The organism is Aurantimicrobium photophilum (genome assembly GCF_003194085.1).
Taxonomy (GTDB): domain Bacteria; phylum Actinomycetota; class Actinomycetes; order Actinomycetales; family Microbacteriaceae; genus Aurantimicrobium; species Aurantimicrobium photophilum.
On sequence record NZ_CP023994.1, the window covers coordinates 1511655 to 1529876 of the forward strand.

17 protein-coding genes are annotated in these 18222 nt (G+C 56.4%); 10 read left to right on the forward strand and 7 right to left on the reverse strand.

Going from position 1 to position 18222, the window contains the following annotated elements:
* Nucleotide 1: 1 nt before the first annotated feature.
* Nucleotides 2-1225: an ROK family transcriptional regulator gene (locus AURMO_RS07585; protein ID WP_110234588.1), complete on the reverse strand. Its 1224-nt coding sequence runs from the start codon at nucleotides 1223-1225 to the stop codon at nucleotides 2-4.
* A 163-nt stretch (nucleotides 1226-1388) separates the two neighbouring features.
* Here AURMO_RS07585 and xylA point away from each other — a divergent pair, with 163 nt between their 5' ends.
* From xylA to AURMO_RS07615, 6 genes are all read left to right on the forward strand, one after another.
* Nucleotides 1389-2582, forward strand: coding sequence for a xylose isomerase (gene xylA / locus AURMO_RS07590; RefSeq protein WP_110234589.1), 1194 nt, complete (start codon nucleotides 1389-1391; stop codon nucleotides 2580-2582).
* A gap of 3 nt (nucleotides 2583-2585) precedes the next feature.
* Nucleotides 2586-3998: a xylulokinase gene (xylB, locus tag AURMO_RS07595; RefSeq protein WP_110234590.1), complete on the forward strand. Its 1413-nt coding sequence runs from the start codon at nucleotides 2586-2588 to the stop codon at nucleotides 3996-3998.
* Nucleotides 3999-4176: 178 nt separating this feature from the next.
* The gene (locus AURMO_RS07600; RefSeq protein WP_110234591.1) at nucleotides 4177-5223 is read left to right on the forward strand and encodes a sugar ABC transporter substrate-binding protein; all 1047 of its coding nucleotides are present in this window, start codon (nucleotides 4177-4179) and stop codon (nucleotides 5221-5223) included.
* Between the two features lie 138 nt (nucleotides 5224-5361).
* The gene (locus AURMO_RS07605; RefSeq protein ID WP_110234592.1) at nucleotides 5362-6111 is read left to right on the forward strand and encodes an ATP-binding cassette domain-containing protein; all 750 of its coding nucleotides are present in this window, start codon (nucleotides 5362-5364) and stop codon (nucleotides 6109-6111) included.
* Nucleotides 6111-7352, forward strand: a complete 1242-nt coding sequence (locus AURMO_RS07610; protein WP_110234593.1) for a sugar ABC transporter permease — start codon at nucleotides 6111-6113, stop codon at nucleotides 7350-7352. Before AURMO_RS07605 ends, AURMO_RS07610 begins: the two co-directional genes overlap by 1 nt.
* Nucleotides 7353-7425: 73 nt before the next feature.
* Entirely contained in the window at nucleotides 7426-8403 is a 978-nt protein-coding gene (locus AURMO_RS07615; protein ID WP_110234594.1) for an aldose epimerase family protein, read from the forward strand.
* Nucleotides 8404-8407: 4 nt separating this feature from the next.
* Here the strand turns inward: AURMO_RS07615 and AURMO_RS07620 are convergent, their stop codons facing one another.
* A complete protein-coding gene (locus tag AURMO_RS07620; protein ID WP_110234595.1) occupies nucleotides 8408-9679 on the reverse strand; it encodes a saccharopine dehydrogenase family protein in 1272 nt (423 codons plus the stop codon).
* A 106-nt stretch (nucleotides 9680-9785) separates the two neighbouring features.
* Between AURMO_RS07620 and AURMO_RS07625 the strand changes: the two genes are divergently transcribed.
* Nucleotides 9786-11036 (forward strand): Nramp family divalent metal transporter, encoded by a 1251-nt coding sequence (locus tag AURMO_RS07625; RefSeq protein WP_110234596.1) that lies wholly within the window; start codon nucleotides 9786-9788, stop codon nucleotides 11034-11036.
* A gap of 69 nt (nucleotides 11037-11105) precedes the next feature.
* Here AURMO_RS07625 and rplL read toward each other — a convergent pair whose 3' ends face one another.
* Both rplL and rplJ read right to left on the reverse strand, forming a co-directional pair.
* Entirely contained in the window at nucleotides 11106-11492 is a 387-nt protein-coding gene (gene rplL / locus AURMO_RS07630) for a 50S ribosomal protein L7/L12 (protein WP_110234597.1), read from the reverse strand.
* 47 nt (nucleotides 11493-11539) lie between these two features.
* Nucleotides 11540-12055: a 50S ribosomal protein L10 gene (gene rplJ, locus AURMO_RS07635; protein WP_110234598.1), complete on the reverse strand. Its 516-nt coding sequence runs from the start codon at nucleotides 12053-12055 to the stop codon at nucleotides 11540-11542.
* Between the two features lie 358 nt (nucleotides 12056-12413).
* Between rplJ and AURMO_RS07640 the strand changes: the two genes are divergently transcribed.
* Entirely contained in the window at nucleotides 12414-13430 is a 1017-nt protein-coding gene (locus AURMO_RS07640; protein WP_110234599.1) for a 1-phosphofructokinase family hexose kinase, read from the forward strand.
* A gap of 76 nt (nucleotides 13431-13506) precedes the next feature.
* On the opposite strand, the gene AURMO_RS07645 is transcribed toward AURMO_RS07640, so the two are convergent.
* Nucleotides 13507-14985: a sensor histidine kinase gene (locus tag AURMO_RS07645; RefSeq protein WP_110234600.1), complete on the reverse strand. Its 1479-nt coding sequence runs from the start codon at nucleotides 14983-14985 to the stop codon at nucleotides 13507-13509.
* Nucleotides 14985-15725, reverse strand: coding sequence for a response regulator transcription factor (locus tag AURMO_RS07650; RefSeq protein ID WP_110234601.1), 741 nt, complete (start codon nucleotides 15723-15725; stop codon nucleotides 14985-14987). Before AURMO_RS07650 ends, AURMO_RS07645 begins: the two co-directional genes overlap by 1 nt.
* Nucleotides 15726-15854: 129 nt before the next feature.
* Here AURMO_RS07650 and AURMO_RS07655 point away from each other — a divergent pair, with 129 nt between their 5' ends.
* The gene (locus AURMO_RS07655; RefSeq protein WP_332618791.1) at nucleotides 15855-16490 is read left to right on the forward strand and encodes a YqaJ viral recombinase family protein; all 636 of its coding nucleotides are present in this window, start codon (nucleotides 15855-15857) and stop codon (nucleotides 16488-16490) included.
* Between the two features lie 9 nt (nucleotides 16491-16499).
* Nucleotides 16500-17108, forward strand: coding sequence for a GNAT family N-acetyltransferase (locus AURMO_RS07660; RefSeq protein WP_110234602.1), 609 nt, complete (start codon nucleotides 16500-16502; stop codon nucleotides 17106-17108).
* 3 nt (nucleotides 17109-17111) lie between these two features.
* Here AURMO_RS07660 and hisC read toward each other — a convergent pair whose 3' ends face one another.
* Nucleotides 17112-18179: a histidinol-phosphate transaminase gene (hisC, locus tag AURMO_RS07665; RefSeq protein ID WP_239406819.1), complete on the reverse strand. Its 1068-nt coding sequence runs from the start codon at nucleotides 18177-18179 to the stop codon at nucleotides 17112-17114.
* Nucleotides 18180-18222 lie beyond the last annotated feature (43 nt).

Genomic DNA, 18222 nt, shown 5'->3' on the forward strand with positions numbered 1-18222 from the left:
TCTACTTACCTCGCGCAGGGAAGAGCTGCGTTATCGCAGGCTCTGCTAGCAAGGGTGCAATTGGCAATCCCGCAGCACCAATCATGAGCAGGTTGGGTCCTAGCTCTGCCGTCTTCACCAGCAAGCGGTCCTGTGGTGCAGTGAGTGTGCTCCAACGGAAACGACTCAGCAGACGATCGCGGTCATAGGAGTGCAGCACGGCGAGATATCCCGCGATGAGCACAATCTCAGGGTTGAAGATGTTGACGTAGTTACCCACGGCAATTGCTAGAGCATCAATCTGGGATTCCAAGAGCTTCTGAACTTTAGTGCTGACAGGCTTAGAGAGAACTTCTTCTAACTGAGCATCATCAGCGCTATCGATCTTGAGTGCCGCTAATAGATCGTCGCGCTGCACGAGTGACTCGAGGGTTCCTTGGAGCCCTGAGTAATCCTCACGAGGAGAATCAGAAATGCGGACGTGACCAAGTTCACCGGCATAGCCTGCGGCACCTCTGAGCAAGATGCCACCGTGAATCACACCACCACCGATACCACCAGCACCACCGAAGAGATAGACAATCTCGCTGAAGCCACGACCAGCACCTAAATCGCGCTCTGCGATGGAGCCGAGGCTGGCGTCATTGTCGATGAAGACGGGAAGACCAGTTTGCTGGTGAAGCATGCGAGCAAAGGGAACCTCTACCCAGTTGAGGTGCGGTGCTAAGCGAACAACTCCATCTTCCACACGGATCTGTCCAGGGATGGCAACACCTATTCCAGCTATGCGGAAAGTGGTTGGCATCTTGGCGCGAAGTTCAGCAATGAGTCTGGTTGCCGTCTCGACAGATTCTGTCGGAGTAGGTACAGCGGAGTGAGTGTGGCGAACCTTGTCTATGACTTTGCCCGAGAGGGTGACGACCCCCACCGTGGTGGCATCGGTTTCTGGGTTAACCGCGAACACAACTACTTCATCAGAAAAAGAAACCATCAGGGAGGGTCGGCCAACGCCCTGGGTTGTGTTCGCTTCAGACTCAATGATGAGCCCAAGTTCTTGTAGTTCTGTAACAAGGTCCGAAATGGTGGAGCGGTTCAAACCGGTGCGTTGGGTCAGTGCCGAACGTGACATTGTGCCAAATTGGCGTAGTAGGCGAAGAATTGCCGACAAATTATGTTGGCGTACTTGTTCCCTGTTACTGCCAACGGTTGAGGCACCACTGTGCGGTTTTGCTGCGGATGGGGTCATCAGCCTTTTCTCTCCGTGTGAAGTATCTCCAACATATTCTGCCCCCTAAACAACAAATTCGTAACACCGAGTGTTTTCAAGTTGACAAAGTAAATAGGTCGGGGTCTATATTGTTCCCTAAGGCAACAAATACACAACCCCCCATACTTAAGGACTACCGACAATGTCGTCATTGACTCCCACCCGCGAAGACAAATTCTCATTCGGCCTCTGGACCATCGGCTGGGCAGCCCAGGATCAGTTCGGTGGACCCACTCGCCACAACCTCGATGTTGTCGAGGCAGTTGAGAAGCTCGCTGAACTCGGCGCTTACGGTCTCACCTTCCACGACGACGACCTCTTCCCCTTCGGCAGCACTGACGCAGAGCGCCAGAAGCAGATCGACCGCCTCAAGCAGGCCCTCGCCGACACCGGCATCATCATCCCGATGATCACCACCAACTTGTTCAGCCACCCCGTCTTTAAAGACGGTGGCTTCACCAGCAACGACCGTGGCGTTCGCCGCTTCGCGCTGCGTAAGGCACTGCGCAACTTGGACCTCGCTGCTGAGATGGGTGCAAAGACCTTCGTCATGTGGGGTGGCCGCGAGGGTGCAGAGTACGACAGCGCCAAGGACATCCAGGGTGCTCTTCAGCGTTACCGCGAAGGCGTCAACCTGATGACGTCCTATGTTAAGGACAAGGGCTACGACATTCGCTTCGCGATCGAGCCCAAGCCCAACGAGCCTCGTGGCGACATTCTTCTTCCCACCGTGGGTCACGCCATGGCCTTCATCAACACTCTTGAGCACCCAGACCTCGTGGGCCTGAACCCCGAGGTTGGCCACGAGCAGATGGCTGGTTTGAACTTCACCGCCGGTATTGCTCAGGCTATCGAGCACGGCAAGCTGTACCACATCGACCTCAACGGCCAGAAGGGCGTCAAGTTCGACCAGGACCTCGTCTTCGGTCACGGTGACATTCTCAATGCCTTCTCCTTAGTTGATCTGCTGGAGTTCGGCGGTCCCAACGGTGGTCGTTCATACAACGGTCCTCGCCACTTCGACTACAAGCCCAGCCGCACAGAGGACTTCAACGGTGTCTGGGACTCAGCAGCAGCCAACATGCGCATGTACCTCTTACTCAAGGAACGTGCAGCTGCATTCCGCGCCGACCCCGAGGTCAAGGCTGCTCTTGAAGCTTCGCGCGTTGCTGAGATTCACACCTCCACCTTGGCTCCCGGCGAGACCTACACCGACCTTCTTGCAGACAATGCGTCCTATGAGAACTTCGATGCAGACTCTTACTTCGATGGCCGCGGCTTTGGCTTCGTCAAGCTCAACCAGCTCGCCATTGAACACCTCATGGGCGCCCGCTAAATCATGGCTCTGGTGGCTGGGGTTGATACCTCAACTCAGAGTTGCAAAGTAGTCATCAGAGATGCCGAGACGGGTGCACTGGTTCGCGAAGGTCGAGCCAGTCACCCGGACGGCACAGAGGTCAACCCTTCACATTGGTGGACTGCTCTTATGGAAGCCATTGCCCAAGCTGGCGGAATCGACGATGTCGAGGCCATCTCGATTGGTGGGCAGCAACACGGCATGGTGGTCCTCGACTCCGAAGGTCGCGTTATTCGTGACGCCCTGTTGTGGAATGACACACGTAGTGCTGGTGCAGCATCAGAACTCACCGAACACTTTGGAGCTAATTACTTAGCTCAACTCACCGGGTCAGTGCCCGTAGCTTCTTTCACATCCACGAAGTTGTTGTGGCTCAAAAACACTGAGCCTGAGAATGCTGCCCGAGTAGCGGCAGTTGCTCTCCCCCACGACTGGCTGACGTGGCGCTTGGCCGGATACGGTCCCGAAGGTGAAAGTGAAAAGGGACCGGTTCTTGACGCACTGGCCACAGATCGCTCTGACGCCAGTGGCACTGGCTACTTCAACTCGGCCACGAACTCGTATTGCGACGAAGTCCTCACCTATGCACTCGGACACATTCCTGTTTTACCTCGCATTGTGTTGCCTGGTGAAGAGGTTGGTATGACACCTGGTGGCGTGAAGGTCGCCTGCGGCGCTGGTGACAACGCTGCTGCTGCCTTTGGTCTCGGTGCTGCCGAGGGTGATGTGGTGGTCTCACTGGGGACAAGTGGAACCGTCTTTGCCGTCTCCAGCTCTTCCACTCACGACATCAGCGGAACAATTGCTGGTTTTGCTAGCGCGTCTAACTCGTCGCTGCCTCTTGTTTGTACTCTCAATGCCGCCCGAGTGATGGACTCCTTTGCCAAGGTTTTGGGAGTTAATCATGATGAGCTGGGGCAGCTTGCTTTGAAAGCAGAGCCTGGCGCTGGCGGCGTGGTTTTAGTTCCCTACTTCGAAGGCGAACGCACACCCAACCTGCCTGATGCAACAGCTGAGTTGGTCGGATTGACGTTGGCCAACAACACCCGCGAGAACATTGCACGTGCTGCAATCGAAGGAATGCTCTGTGGGCTCAATGCAGGACTCGAAGCACTTGCTGATGCGGGTGTTGCCTGTTCACGCATCTTCTTGGTCGGTGGCGCAGGAGCAAATCCTGCAGTTCAGGTCATTGCCGGTGAAATCTTTGGTGTTCCTGTGGTGATTGCGGAACCTGGTGAATACGTGGCGAATGGCGCTGCTCGACAAGCAGCTCAGCTGGTCTTGGGCAGTGCACCTGCGTGGAGTATTGCCACGATCGGCACTGTTTCCTCCCCACAGGCCGTAAATGTGATCGAAAACTACCGTAAAGCAGCAGCTTTCGCGGCATCACGTTAAATCCCTTATTTAGGGTTTGAAACAACAAATATCGCTTTTTCCGCTATTTGTTACCACTTCGTGACCAAAATAAGTTGTTTCTCATTTGTTGGATACGGCAACATATAGGGACAGGGCTCACCGTCGAGCCCGACTCGGAGTTAATCCGAGAAACCAAGAGAAAATTGAAGGGAGAGAAATGAAGAAGTCTTCATTGATCTCAATCGCAGCTCTAGCAGCTGTGTCCGCACTTGCCCTCTCGGGTTGTGCCGGTGCATCTAACGATGCAGCTGCCAGCACCCGTGCTTGTGTAATCCTCCCCGACACCGAGTCCTCACCTCGTTGGGAAGCTGGCGACAAGCCTGCTCTCGAGGCTGCACTGACTGACGCTGGCTACGAAGTAGACATCCAGAACGCTCAGGGTGACACCGCTAAGTACGCAACCATTGCTGACCAGATGCTCTCAAAGGGCTGTGGCGTAATGATCCTCACCGACCACCAGGGTGCTGCTATCCAGGTTGCCGAGAAGGCTAAGGCTGCTGGCGTTCCAGTTATCGCTTACGACCGTCCCGTTGCAGGAGCTGACTACTACGTCTCCTTCGACAACGAGGGTGTTGGCGCAATCGAAGGTGAGTGCATCGTTGATGGTCTTACCGCTGCTGGCAAGGACCCCAAGACTGCATCTGTTGTTTACGTAGGTGGAGACCCCGCTGACGGTAACGCAAAGATGTTCTACGACGGTGCTGTATCCGTCATGTCAGCTGCTGGCATCAAGCCTGCTGCTGAGACTCCTGGTACCTGGGATGGAACCAAGGCTGGAACCGCATTCGAGCAGGCTTACACCTCTCTCGGCGGTAACGTTGACGCTGTTTGGGTAGCAAACGACACCAACGCAGCTGCAGTTATCACCATCCTTGACAAGAACGGCAAGACCGTTCCTGTTTCGGGTCAGGACGCATCTGTTGCTGGTCTCCAGAACGTTCTTCTCGGCAAGCAGACCTGCACGGTCTACAAGCCATTCTCTGTAGAAGCTGCTGCTGCTTCGGACCTGGCTATCCAGATCCTCGGTGGTAAGGCTCCTTCTGTAGCGAAGAAGCTCGCTGACGGAACCCCCTTCGTCGCAGTTACCCCCATCAAGGTCGGTCCTGAACAGGTCATCGACGTTGTTGCTGGTGGCGACGCAACTGCCAAGGACCTCTGCACCGCAGAGCTCGCTGAGGCATGTGCAAAGTACGGCGTAAAGTAACAAACCAATAGTTGAGACTTTGCGCCGGTCGATCCGGCCGGCGCAAAGTCTCTCTTGTTTCACCCCCACAATTTTTCTGTCATTGAATTGACACCCACCCCGGCTTTGAGGCCGGATGAAACATCAAAGGAGATGGGCATGGATGTGCCACTGATCGAACTCTCTGGAGTTAAGAAAAGCTTCGGTCCCGTAGATGTCCTCAAGGGCATTGACTTCAAGGCATACGCAGGCAAGGTCACCGCACTCGTCGGTGACAACGGTGCAGGTAAGTCCACACTGATCAAGGGCCTCTCCGGAGTTCAGCCTTACGACGAGGGAATCGTCAAGTTCGAGGGTGAAGAAGTTCACCTCCACTCCCCTCGCCAGAGCGGCGCTCTCGGCATTGAGGTTGTGTATCAGGATCTAGCACTCTGCGACAATCTCGACATCGTTCAGAACATGTTCCTCGGCCGCGAAGAGCTCAGCCAGGGCACCCTCGACGAAGGTTCGATGGAGTTCCAGGCCACCAAGGCACTGCAGAGCCTCTCGGTTCGTACCGTGAAGTCGGTTCGTCAGAAGGTTTCCTCTCTCTCCGGTGGTCAGCGTCAGACTGTAGCTATTGCACGTTCTGTTCTTCGTAACGCAAAGCTCGTCATCCTCGACGAGCCAACTGCTGCGTTGGGTGTGGCACAGACCGAGCAGGTTCTGAACCTGGTTCGTCGCCTCGCAGACAACGGCATCGGCGTCATCATCATCAGCCACAATTTGGCAGACGTCTTCCAGGTCTGCGACTCCATCAACGTTCTGTACTTAGGACGCATGGTCGCATCACTAAAGACCTCCGAAACTACACAATCCGATGTTGTTGGTTACATCACCGGCACCAAGACCATGGAAGAGGTGGCGTAATGAGTTCGCTAACCCCCACTGAAATCGGTAGCGGCCACGAAGGCACTATCCGCGACCAGATCACCGCATACGGTCAGCGTCTCAAGAACGGCGAAATGGGCGCACTGCCTGCTGTTATTGCATTGCTGGCCCTGGTTGTTCTGTTCGCCTCACTGAGCCCCTACTTCCTCACCACGCTGAACTTTGCCAACCTGTTCGTTCAGGCAGCACAGCTCACCGTTCTCGCCTCGGCCCTGGTCTTCGTTCTGCTTCTTGCAGAAATCGACCTTTCTGCAGGTGTGACCGCCGGTGTTGGTATGGCCTTGTTCGTGGTTTTGAACCAGATGATGGGAATCAACTGGATCGTTGCGATCATTGCTGCCCTGGCATTGGGTTCACTCGTTGGTTGGGTTATCGGTATCTTCGTCGCGAAGATTGGTGTTCCTTCCTTCGTGGTCACACTGGGTCTGTTCCTGGGTTTCCAGGGCCTCATGCTCGTCATGCTTGGTGACGGTGGTCTGTTCCGCCTCGACATTCCTGAGCTCAAGGCCATCATGAACTCCAACATGCCTGTTGCAGGTGGTTGGATCATGCTTGCTGTGATGGTGGGAGTTTCTCTCGCACTGGGCTTCTATGACCGTGCACGTCGCGCCAAGGCAGGTGTGGCAAACCGCCCCATCGCTTTGATGCTTTCTCGTGTTGCGATCATTGCCGTGCTGGGGGGAATCGCCGTCGGCGCGATGAGCGTCAACCGCAGCGTTTCTGTTGTCCCCATCGAGGGTGTCCCCATCGTTATTCCGATCGTGATCGGAATCCTGTTCGTGGGAACTTTCGTACTGGACCGCACCACCTTTGGTCGTCACCTCTACGCAGTGGGTGGAAACCCTGAAGCTGCACGTCGTGCAGGTATCAAGGTGGCAAAGATCCGCATCACCGCCTTCATCATCTGTTCCACACTTGCTGTGGTCTCCGGTGTTCTTGCAGCCAGTCGTATCGGTGCTATCGAGTCGACCGCAGGTCGTTCGATCGTGCTCTCCGGTGTTGCTGCAGCAGTTGTTGGTGGCGTGAGCCTCTTCGGTGGTCGTGGTCGTTTGATCCACGCAGCCATCGGTGCTCTTGTTATCGCAATCATCGACAACGGTCTGGGCCTCATCGGTCTCCCCGCTGGTGTGAACTTCCTCGTTACCGGTGCAGTTCTTATTGCAGCTGCAACCATCGACGCCCTGTCGCGCAAGCGCTCCGGCGGCGGAGTGAGGGTCTAACCTTCCAGGTTATGAATGCCCCTGACACAGTCGATGTGTCGGGGGCATTCCTGATTCAGTGAGATTTTTGATTATGAGCATCCAACGAGAATCCTCTGGTTTCACTCGACTCACAACACGGAGTGGGGTGTCCATGGTTGTCTCTACATTTGGTGCGCGAATCGTGGAACTCTGGGTGCCCGATAAAGCTGGCGTTCTAGGAAATGTGGTTCTGGGGTTACCGAGCCCGGAACACTATGGCGACCGCGCCAACCTCTACCTCGGCTGCACCGTGGGCCGAGTTGCCGGGCGTATCCCACAAGCACACTTCGCTGGTGGTGGTCTCTCCTTCTCGCTGGAACCCAACGAGGGCCCCAACCAGCTTCATGGCGGTGGAACCCGCAGCTTTGATCGGCTCGAATGGGAATTGATTACCTTTGAGTCGGATGAATCAGTCGTTGCAGAATTCCACTATGTAAGCCCTGCTGGTGAGGAAGAGTATCCCGGCGAGTTGACTGTGGTCTCTCGCTATGAACTCTTTGCGCAGGGCGTTCTCACTTGCACCCTCACTGCAGAGACCACCTCCGCCTGCCCGGTGAACCTCACCACGCATAGTTATTGGAACCTGTCAGGAAACGCAGGAAGCACCATCCACGATCACGAACTGACGGCGGACGTAGCCTGGCATGTAGAGACAGGTGAAGGCCAGCTACCAACCGGAGAGCTCACTCCCACACCTCACCAGCTTTCCCTGGCTACTCCTGGCTGGGATGACACCTTTGTCTTGGCGGAGAAGGACCACACCACAACTGCGGCAGCGACCCTGAGCCACCCACCTTCGGGCAGAAAGCTAGAACTCTTCACAACCGAGCCTGCGCTCCAGGTCTACACTGCCGGATATCTCCCAGAGGAAGCGTTCGATGACGTGCATGTGCTCACCGCCTTTGGCGGAGTCTGCCTTGAGCCTCAGCGCATCAATGACAATGCCCTATTGCCCCAATTCCCCAGCATTGTGGTGGAACCCGGTGAAACATACACTCACGTGACTACCCACGTGTTTTCGTGTCTCTAAGCGTTTAGCGCTCTTCCAGGCCCCAGGCCTGTCCATAGCCTCCCTCAGCTTCTGGCTTAGCCATCAGCTCGAGGAAAGGAACAGCGTCAAAGGCTTCTGGGCCAAGGACACCAGCGCCACTCCAGGTGCCATTGGCTAGGAGTTCTAGCGCAATCACAGGATTGAGCGCGGTCTGCCAGACCACACACTGGCTGTCGTATTCGGCCATCGTCCACTCGTTATCACTAACGTGATACAGATATACCTCTCGAGGTTGGCCATCCTTACCGAGACCAGTCACCCAGACTCCTGCACAAGTCTTTCCTGTCATGCGGGGACCGATGGTGGCAGGATCAGGCAATGCAGCTGCCACCACGTCACGGGGGGCCACCATGGCAGGGCCCTGTGCAGTGCGGACCTTGATGGGTTCAATAGAGTCCAGACCTAGTTGATGCAGAGTCTTCAAAATGCCGATGAACTCATCACCGAGTCCGTACTTAAAGGTCACCCGCTTCGCATCGAGCCAGCGAGGCATCATGAGCACTTCTTCATGCTCCACGTTCACACACTCCACCGGACCAATGCCTTCGGGGAAGGTGAAGACTTCTGGTTCACTAAACGGCGGTGTGGTGAACCACCCTTTGTCTTTCTCCCAGATCACAGGAGGGTTGAGACATTCCTCAATCGTGGTCCAAATGCTGAATGAGGGGGCAAAGATTTCATTGCCTTCCTCGTCTCGAACAACCAGGTTGGCACCATCGCGTGTTCCCAGCTCATCGATTGAACTAAACAAGTTGTCTTGCGCATAGCGAGCAAAGACGTTGGACATTCCTGGTTCAACACCAATACCAACCAGAGCTAGGCGTCCTGCCTGCTCCCATTTCCCAGCTTCAGCGAACTGGTCATCTCCGAGTTTCACACCGGTCTCGGCGTAAGGGTTGGTGGGGTGCGGCAAGGACAAACTCATCGCCATGTCGAGATAGTCCGCGTTAGCGGCGAGTGCACCGGCAAAGATGGTCCGCACAAACTTCGGCTCGACCGCGTTCATCACGTGGGTGGCACTGTGGCGCAGGGCGACCTCTGTCACGCTCTCGGGTTTCGACGCATCAATTTGGTCAGCGATAAAGCGACCTTCGATCGCGGCAGCACCGTGCTTGGCCTTGAGCCACTCGATGGTGCGCTCGGCACGCGTGATGTCGTAGTCGGTCACCACCATGACATCGAAGAAGGACCGACGTGCGGAAATCTTGGCAATGGCGTCTCCGACGCCACCGGCACCAACTAGCAGAATTCTCATATTCCTGACGTTACTCCTGGAAGTAGAGGCTGTGACTGTGTCTTCGCTGACAAGTAGTCTGGTGGGGAAGACGCAGCAGCGTCCATCCCAGCGAAATTGAGTAGCGATGACAACCCCCAACCCTGCACCCTCGGCGACTCGTCGAACGCGTGCTCTGCGGGTTGTTCCTCTGCTGGGTCCGGCACTCGTGGCGGGTGTGGCCTATCTGGATCCCGGCAATGTTGCCAGCAACATGACCGCCGGCGCACAGTTCGGCTATCTCCTGGTCTGGGTAGTCGTCGTGGGCAACCTGGTTGCCTGGTTGGTGCAATACCTCTCTGCCAAGTTGGGACTGGCAACCGGGAAATCTCTCACCCAGATTCTCGGAGAACGCATCAAGAACAAATGGCTGCGCAGGGGCTTCTGGGTTCAGGCAGAGATTGTCGCCATGGCGACGGACCTCGCCGAGGTCGTCGGTGGCGCCATCGCCTTCAACCTGTTATTCGGTTTCCCCTTGCTTGCCGGCGGCATGGTGATGGGTCTGTTGTCCTTACTCTTACTGTCCCTTCGTGATCGCTCAGGTGCGAAGGCTTTTGAGCGCGTCGTCATCGCGCTGCTGTTGATTATTGCCATTGGCTTCGGCATGGGTCTCGTCGTGGCACCACCAGACCCCAGTTCGCTGCTGGGTGGACTGATGCCACGCTTTGATGGCGCTGCTTCTGTGTTGCTGGCGGCGTCCATCTTGGGTGCGACGATCATGCCGCATGCCATCTATGCGCACTCGGCCCTGACTCGCGATCGCTTTGGTTTGGTTCTTGCTGGCGTGGAACGCGGCAAGATTCTCAAGGCCACCCGCGTAGATGTCACTGTGGCATTGGTGATTGCCGGCGGCGTGAACCTGGCCATCTTGCTCACAGCAGCAGTGAGCCTGCAGGGAGTTCCCGGCACCGACACCCTCGAGGGTGTTTATGCGGCGTTGAACAACAATTTGGGGCCCGTCATAGCCGTGTTGTTTGCGATGGGACTGCTGGCATCTGGCTTGGCATCAACCTCGGTGGGAGCCTATGCCGGGGCCGAGATCATGAGCGGTCTGACCGATATTCAGATTCCGTTGCTGTGGCGTCGGGTCATCACGTTGATCCCCGCCTTCATCATCTTGAGTATTGGCGCTGACCCCACCTGGGCACTGATTATTAGCCAGGTTGTGCTGTCCTTCGGCATTCCCTTTGCGCTGATTCCTCTGGTGATCTTCACCAGGGACAAGTCCATCTTGGGCGTAGATATCAACTCAGGTGTGACCACAACCTTGGCAGTGTTGGCATCGGTGTTCGTTATTGGATTGAACGCGGTGCTGCTCTGGATTACCTTCGCTGGCTAGCTGGAGAAGTTAAAGCGAAAGGGCGCCAACTCCGAAGAGTTGACGCCCTGAAGCGTGTAGTAGCTGAGACTACTTGAGGACGACGGTTGCGCCAGCCTCGGTAAGAGCAGCCTTTGCCTTCTCTGCGGCGTCCTTGTTAGCGCCTTCGAGAACGGTTGCAGGTGCACCATCAACGAGTGCCTTAGCCTCACCCAGACCGAGGTTGGTGATGGTACGCACCTCCTTGATGACAGCAATCTTGTTTGCGCCAGCAGCCTCGAGAACGACGTCAAAAGAGTCCTTCTCTTCAGCAGCTTCAGCAGCTGCAGGTGCAGCGCCACCAGCGGCAGCAACAGCTACGGGAGCTGCAGCGGTGACCTCGAAGGTCTCCTCGAATGCCTTAACGAACTCGCTGAGCTCGATGAGCGAGAGCTCCTTGAAAGCCTCGATGAGCTGCTCAGTTGAGAGCTTTGCCATGATTTTCTCCTTGTTGTTATTTCGTCTAAACCGGAACTAGTAAGTGACTAGTTGCCGGACTCTTGCTTTGCACGCAGTGCGTCGACTGTGCGAACAGCCTTCGACAGTGGTGCGGTGAACAGGTATGCGGCACCGAAGAGAGAGGCCTTTGCAGCTCCGGCAAACTTAGCCAGAAGTACTTCGCGGGACTCGAGATCGGCGAGCTTTCCAACCTCAGCAGCGTCGAGAGGCTTACCGTCGAAGTAGCCGCCCTTCAAAATGAGCTGAGGGTTTGCCTTGGCAAAGGTACGCAGGGCCTTCGCAACAGCGACAGCGTCGCCGTGCACGAATGCGATAGCCGATGGGCCAGCAAGCTGGTCATCGAGACCGGTGATGCCTGCCTTAGCGGCGGCAATCTTGGTCAGCGTGTTCTTTACCACGGCGTAAGTCGCGTGCTCACTGATGGACTTGCGCAGCTCCTTGAGCTGAGCAACAGTGAGGCCGCGGTACTCGGTGAGCAGAACTGCATTCGAACCAGAGAAATTCTTCTCGAGTTCGGAGAGCATTGCTTCCTTGTTCGCCATGGCGCTCCTTGTGGTTTCTCACACCCCACTTGTGTGGAGTGATTAGCCTCAGACCGCTCAAACTAAAAAAGCTCCAGCGCAGGGGCTGGAGCGAAAGAAAACACGCGAACGTATTAATCACTTACAGGTTCCTGCGCGGGTCTCCGTCGAAACGAAACTTCGATTGGTTGCTTACATTCATAAGCACGCCAATAACCAGCGGTCTTTGGGTATCTCTAGAGTACGTGAGAGGCAGTACCCCTGGCAAATCGGTAGACTAAAGACTTCCCTCCCCTGTTAGCGCTGATGCTCACATCGGATGCCCGTGAGACCGGCATCACAAAGTGAGTTTTGGCTTGTCACGAAGATTTGAGGCCTCGTGAACGCTGTAGTAACCCTGACCCCCGCTCCCGTGCTGGACCGCACCTACCTTGCCGAGGATCTCACTGTCGGCAAAGTGAACCGTGCGTATGAAGTCCACGAATACATGAGCGGTAAGGGCCTGAACGTTGCCCGCACCCTGCACCTTTCTAAGCACCCTGTTTCAGCTGTGCTCCCTATCGGTATGCAGGACCAGTACCTTCTCTTCTCCACTCCGTTCCCACAGATCTTGCGCATCATGCCCGTTCAGGGTCGTGTTCGCGTGAACACCACCGTGGTTGAGCGCGGCGGTCGCACCACCAACATCAACCAGCAGGCCATCCCCTTCACCACTGAAGACTGGCGCAATGTTGTCGAGACCACGCTCGAGCAAGTCTCAGACATGAACGCTGACTGGCTGGTCGTATCCGGTATGCACCCCAAGATGATTGACACCGGTCTCCCCATCGACCTCAGCGAACTCTTCTCTCGTGCCCGTGACTTGGGTGCTCGTGTGGGTCTGGACACCTCCGGTCCCGAACTCAAGCACTGGGGTCGCAGTGGTGAGGTCAACCTGATCAAGCCCAACGCTGATGAACTTGCTTCTCTCGTGGGTCACGAACTCCACACTCTTGGTGATGTCATCGAAGCAGGTCGTGAGCTCATCTCGACCGGCCTAGAAATCGCCCTAGTGAGCCTTGGCCCCGATGGTGCTATCGCCATCACTGCCGATGATGTTGTCTGGGCTTCGGCAGTTGCTCCAGAGGTCATCAACACCACCGGAGCTGGTGACGCATTCCTTGCTGGCTTCCTCAGCCAGGTTGTCAGCCCAGAAGCTTCTGCTGCTGGCCGCGAAGCAGGAACCCTTCCTGCACTAAGCCCCGAGGCTGCTTTGACTACAGGGTGCTCATGGGGTGCTCTGGCAGTGTCTTTGCCCACTACCTTGATCAGCTCCTTCGGAGATGCTCCAGTAGCGCAGCTGCGTGAGGTTGACCCCAACTACTCTCTTCTCGAGAAGGCAACTGTTCGCTACTAAAGCACGCAACATCATCTCGAAACACTTAACGAGGAAAGCCCCGCATCTGCGGGGCTTTCCTTATGTGTAGAAGCAATTACTGTGCAGCTGGCAGGCTCACAGTGAACATGGTCTTACCGGGTTCACTGGTCACCGTCACGGTTCCGTGGTGGGCCTGAACAACGGCATTAACAATGGCCAAGCCCAGTCCGGTGCTTCCGGTTGCACGCGTGCGGGAAGCGTCTCCTCGAGTGAAACGTTCGAACAACTCCGGCATCTGTTCTTGAGGGATACCAGGACCATTATCAATCACCTTGAGCAGAACATTCTCGTCGTGCTTTTCCAGCACCACCTGAACTGTGGAGCCAGCAGGTGTGTGAACCCTGGCATTCGCCAACAGGTTCACCACTACCTGGTGCAAGCGAGCCTGGTCACCGATGACTTCGAGAGGTTCTTCGGGAAGTTCCATATCCCAGGTGTGATCCGGTCCGGCAGCGTGAGCATCGCTCACAGCGTCGACAATGATGCGGGAGAGATCAACTGGGCTGTTCTGAAGTTCACGGCCTTCGTCCAGGCGAGCCAAGAGTAAGAGATCTTCGACCAACCCGGTCATGCGGGTTGCTTCAGATTCGATGCGGTTCAGTGAGTGACGAACATCCTCGGGGAGCTCGGCACCACTGCGCCTGGTGAGTTCGGCATAGCCGCGAATAGAGGCCAGCGGCGTGCGCAGTTCGTGGCTGGCATCCGCCACGAAGCGGCGCACCTTCTCTTCGCTGGCTTGGCGGGCAGCGAAGGCATGAGAGATGTGTCCGAGCATGTGGTTGAAGGCAGAGCCCACACGACCCACTTCGGTGCGGGGATCGGTGTCGTCTTCACTGACACGTTCCGCTAAATCAACATCTCCCTTATCGAGGGGAAGCTCAGCAACGCGAGTTGCTGAATCTGCAACACGATCGAGCGGGCGCAATTCGTAACGAATGAGCAAACGACCAGCAATGATGACCGCTCCCACACCAAATGCGGTCACCAACAAGATGACGGTAATGAGTTGAGCACTGGCTGCATTGACTTCGGTCATCGGCAGAGCAATCACGAGCTTGGCATCGCCTGTGGTGTTGACCGCTATCGCGCGGTAATCCTGCGACCCCTTGACGTGAATGGTGCTGGGCTCGCGGCTAATCTTCACCGTCGTGAAGTTCGAAATGTCTCCGACATCGACCAGTCGAACTTCACCGCGGTCGTTCAAAATGCCAGCCGTGGTGGAGCCATTAGCGGCGACAATGGCGACGAGAGTTCCTGCAGCCTGACCGGGCGCCAACAAGGCATTGTTGGGGCGGTCATCGTGATCGTTATCACCATCGTTGTGGCCGGGACGAACCGGAATACCGTCGGTGACGGCTTCCGTAGTTCGGATCACCGCACTGTTGAGCTGCGTGTCCAGTCGATCAACCAAGAAGGATCGCAGCGACAACACACTGACGACACCAATCAGGGCCGCGGCAACCACTAAAAGAGCTGCCATTGTCACCGTGAGGCGACGACGCAGCGTCCAGGGAGCGCGGGTGACTTTCGACATTATTCAGCCGGCTTGATCATGTAGCCAGCACCGCGAACGGTGTGCAGCATGGGCGAACCTTCGGCGTCAATCTTCTTGCGCAGGTAGGAGATGTAGATCTCCACGACTGAGCTCTTTCCACCAAAGTCGTAGTCCCAGACGCGGTCCAAAATTTGGCTCTTGCTCACCACGCGGCGAGGGTTACGCATGAGATAGCGCAGCAACTCGAACTCGGTTGCGGTCAGTTCAATGAGGCGACCAGCGCGGCGAACCTCGTGGCTGTCTTCATCCAGCTCGAGATCTCCCACAACTAGCACAGGGCTTTCGTTGGCATCCACGGTGAGGGTGGAGCGACGAATCAGTCCACGCAGTCGTGCCACAACTTCTTCCAAGCTAAAGGGCTTGGTCACATAGTCGTCGCCGCCAGCAGTGAGACCAGCAATACGGTCATCGAGGGCATCCTTGGCGGTCAAGAATAGGACGGGAACATCATTGCCATCTGCGCGGAGTCGTTGAAGAACCTGGAGGCCGTCGATGTCAGGAAGCATGATGTCGAGAACGATCGCATCGGGGCGGAAATCACGCGCAGTGGTGATGGCGGATGAGCCATCGGCTGCGGTCTTGATTTCCCAGCCTTCATAACGCAAAGCCATCTGTAGTAGGTCGGTCAGCGAGGCTTCGTCGTCCACAACGAGGACACGGATGGGGGAACCATCGGCACGAGTGAGGCGGATGGGGGCTTGGGCAGTTGTTTCGTTCACAAGATGAGTATGACGAAGTTTCCTATGAGAATCCTATGAACTGCCTAAGAAGGCTATGAATGTTCTGAGAGTGCGTCACTGCGGCGAGCGCACACACCGATGTCCGCAGGACAAGCCAGAATAGAGCTCGTGAGTTCAGCAGCTAACGTGGCCCAGATGCCCGAGACCAAGCCTCAGGCGGCCGAGCCTCACATTGCGTATCTCTCACGCATGGTCACCGATGGTTCGGATGAGGCCGCCTGGCTTCGTGCCCGCTCTCGTGGCATTACCGCAACGGATGTGGCCAAGCTCAACAGCGTGAACGCCATTCCCACCGCGGCCCTGGAAAAACTTCGCGGATCCAGCTTTACCGGAAACGTCTACACCGACCACGGTAAGGCTCGTGAACCGGTCATTGCTGCGTGGGTGAAAGAGAACTTCTCCATCGAGCCCAGCTCTGCGTTGTTCCACTCGGAAGCAGAATCTCGTCACCTTGCCACGCCCGATGGCATTGGTGTGGTGGAGGAAACCCTCATTCTTGCTGAGATCAAAACCAGCCAAAAGCCCTTCGAAGGTGTCCCTGCTGGATATCTGCGTCAGGTCTACTGGCAGCAATACGTGCTCGGTGCTGAGCGCACCTTGTTCGTGTGGGAACAGCACGAAAACTTTGTGCCCGTCTCGGACACCCCCAAGCACATCTGGATAGAGCGCGATGAGCGCGCAATCCGCGATCTCGTCTATCTCGCAAACGGGCTCATTGGTGAGCTTCACCGCCTGACGAACTAAGGAACCACCATGGCACTACCTGAGATCCCCACCCTTGTCGGTGACTATGTTCGCTTAGAACCTTTGAGCCACGAACATGCGGCTGACCTCTCTATTGCCAGCGATGACGGCAAGCTGCACGAGCTGTGGTACACCTGGGTTCCTGATGCTGCCGGCATGACTGCCGAGATTGACCGCCGCCTTGGACTCTACGCGCAGGGAACCATGATGCCGTTTGCCACTATTGATGTGGAGTCGGGTAAAGCCATTGGCATGACCACCTTCATGAACATGAAGCTCGAAAACTTCAAGATCGAGATCGGTTCCACCTGGATGGCGGCCAGCTATCAGGGAACCGCTATCAACCCCGAAGCCAAACTCCTTATGCTCAGCTATGCCTTCGACGTACTGAATTGCAACGCTGTTGAGCTGCGCACCCACGAGAAGAATGCTCAGTCTCGAGCAGCTATTGAAAAGCTCGGCGCCAAACTCGATGGCATGCTGCGCAACGACATGGTCATGGGCAATGGCACCCTGCGCAACACCGCCGTCTACTCCATCACCAAGGACGAGTGGCCTGGTGTTCACGACGGTCTCATTGCCCGCCTCGATGATCTTGAGCAGGCAGAAGAGGCCTAAGAACTAGCCTCGGTTATACGAACCGAGTGCCTCCACCAATGCCTCGTTGGCTTCAGGGGATCCCACTGAGATGCGGATTCCGGTGCCGCTAAAGGCCCGACCAATGATGCCGCGGCTCATCAGGTGAGCCTGAAGGGCATCGGTTTCTTCCCCTGCTGCAAGCCACACAAAGTTAGCCTGCGAGGCAGGAGCGTCCCAGTCGGTGGTGGCGAGGTAGGCCTCAAGCTTGGCGCGTTCTTCGAGAAGAACATCAATGCGTGCCTGTAGTTCAGGCTCTGCCAATAGTGATGCCACACCGGCAGCCTGAGCAATGTCGGTCACGCCAAAGGGCAAAGCGACTTTGGCAAGACCTTCCATCACCTCGGGGCGTGCAACGGTGTAGCCAAGACGCAGAGCGGCAAGGCCGTAGGCCTTGGAGAAGGTGTGAAGAACTGCAACGTTGGGGAACTCACGGTAGAGCTCCAAACCACGGGCAGCATCAGGATCGTTCTGGAAGTGCACGTACGCTTCGTCGATGACGACGAGTATGTGCGGGGGAACCTGTGCAAGGAATGCTCGCAGCTCTTCATGTCCCACGGCTGTTCCGGTGGGGTTGTTGGGCGTGCAGATGAAGATGAGTTTGGTGGCAGGGGTAATCGCCGCAATCATCGCGGGAAGATCATGCCGGTGATCAGCAGTGAGAGGAACCTCCACCGGAGTAGCCCCGGCTCCGCGCACCAAGATGGGATACGCCTCGAAGGAACGCCAGGCATACATCACTTCATCCCCGTGACCAGCGAAGGCACGAATGAGTTGACCGGCAACTTCGACAGATCCCGTGCCAAAGGCGAGTTCTGATTCCTTCACACCCAGACGCTGGGCCAAAGCTGCCGTGAGCACAGGTGCTGCCATGTTGGGATAGCGGTGCATCGTGGATGCTGCATCCGTAATAGCTTGGATGACCGAGGGAAGGGGCGGGTAAGGGTTCTCGTTCGACGAGAGTTTGTACACCGGACCATCCCAGCCGTCCACGGTGGACTTCCCTGGCTTATAGGCAGGGATGTTCTCGATGTGGGCAGGCTGCTTAATCACAGTTCAACGATACCGGTGATAGTTACCGGTACTTCTGCGCATC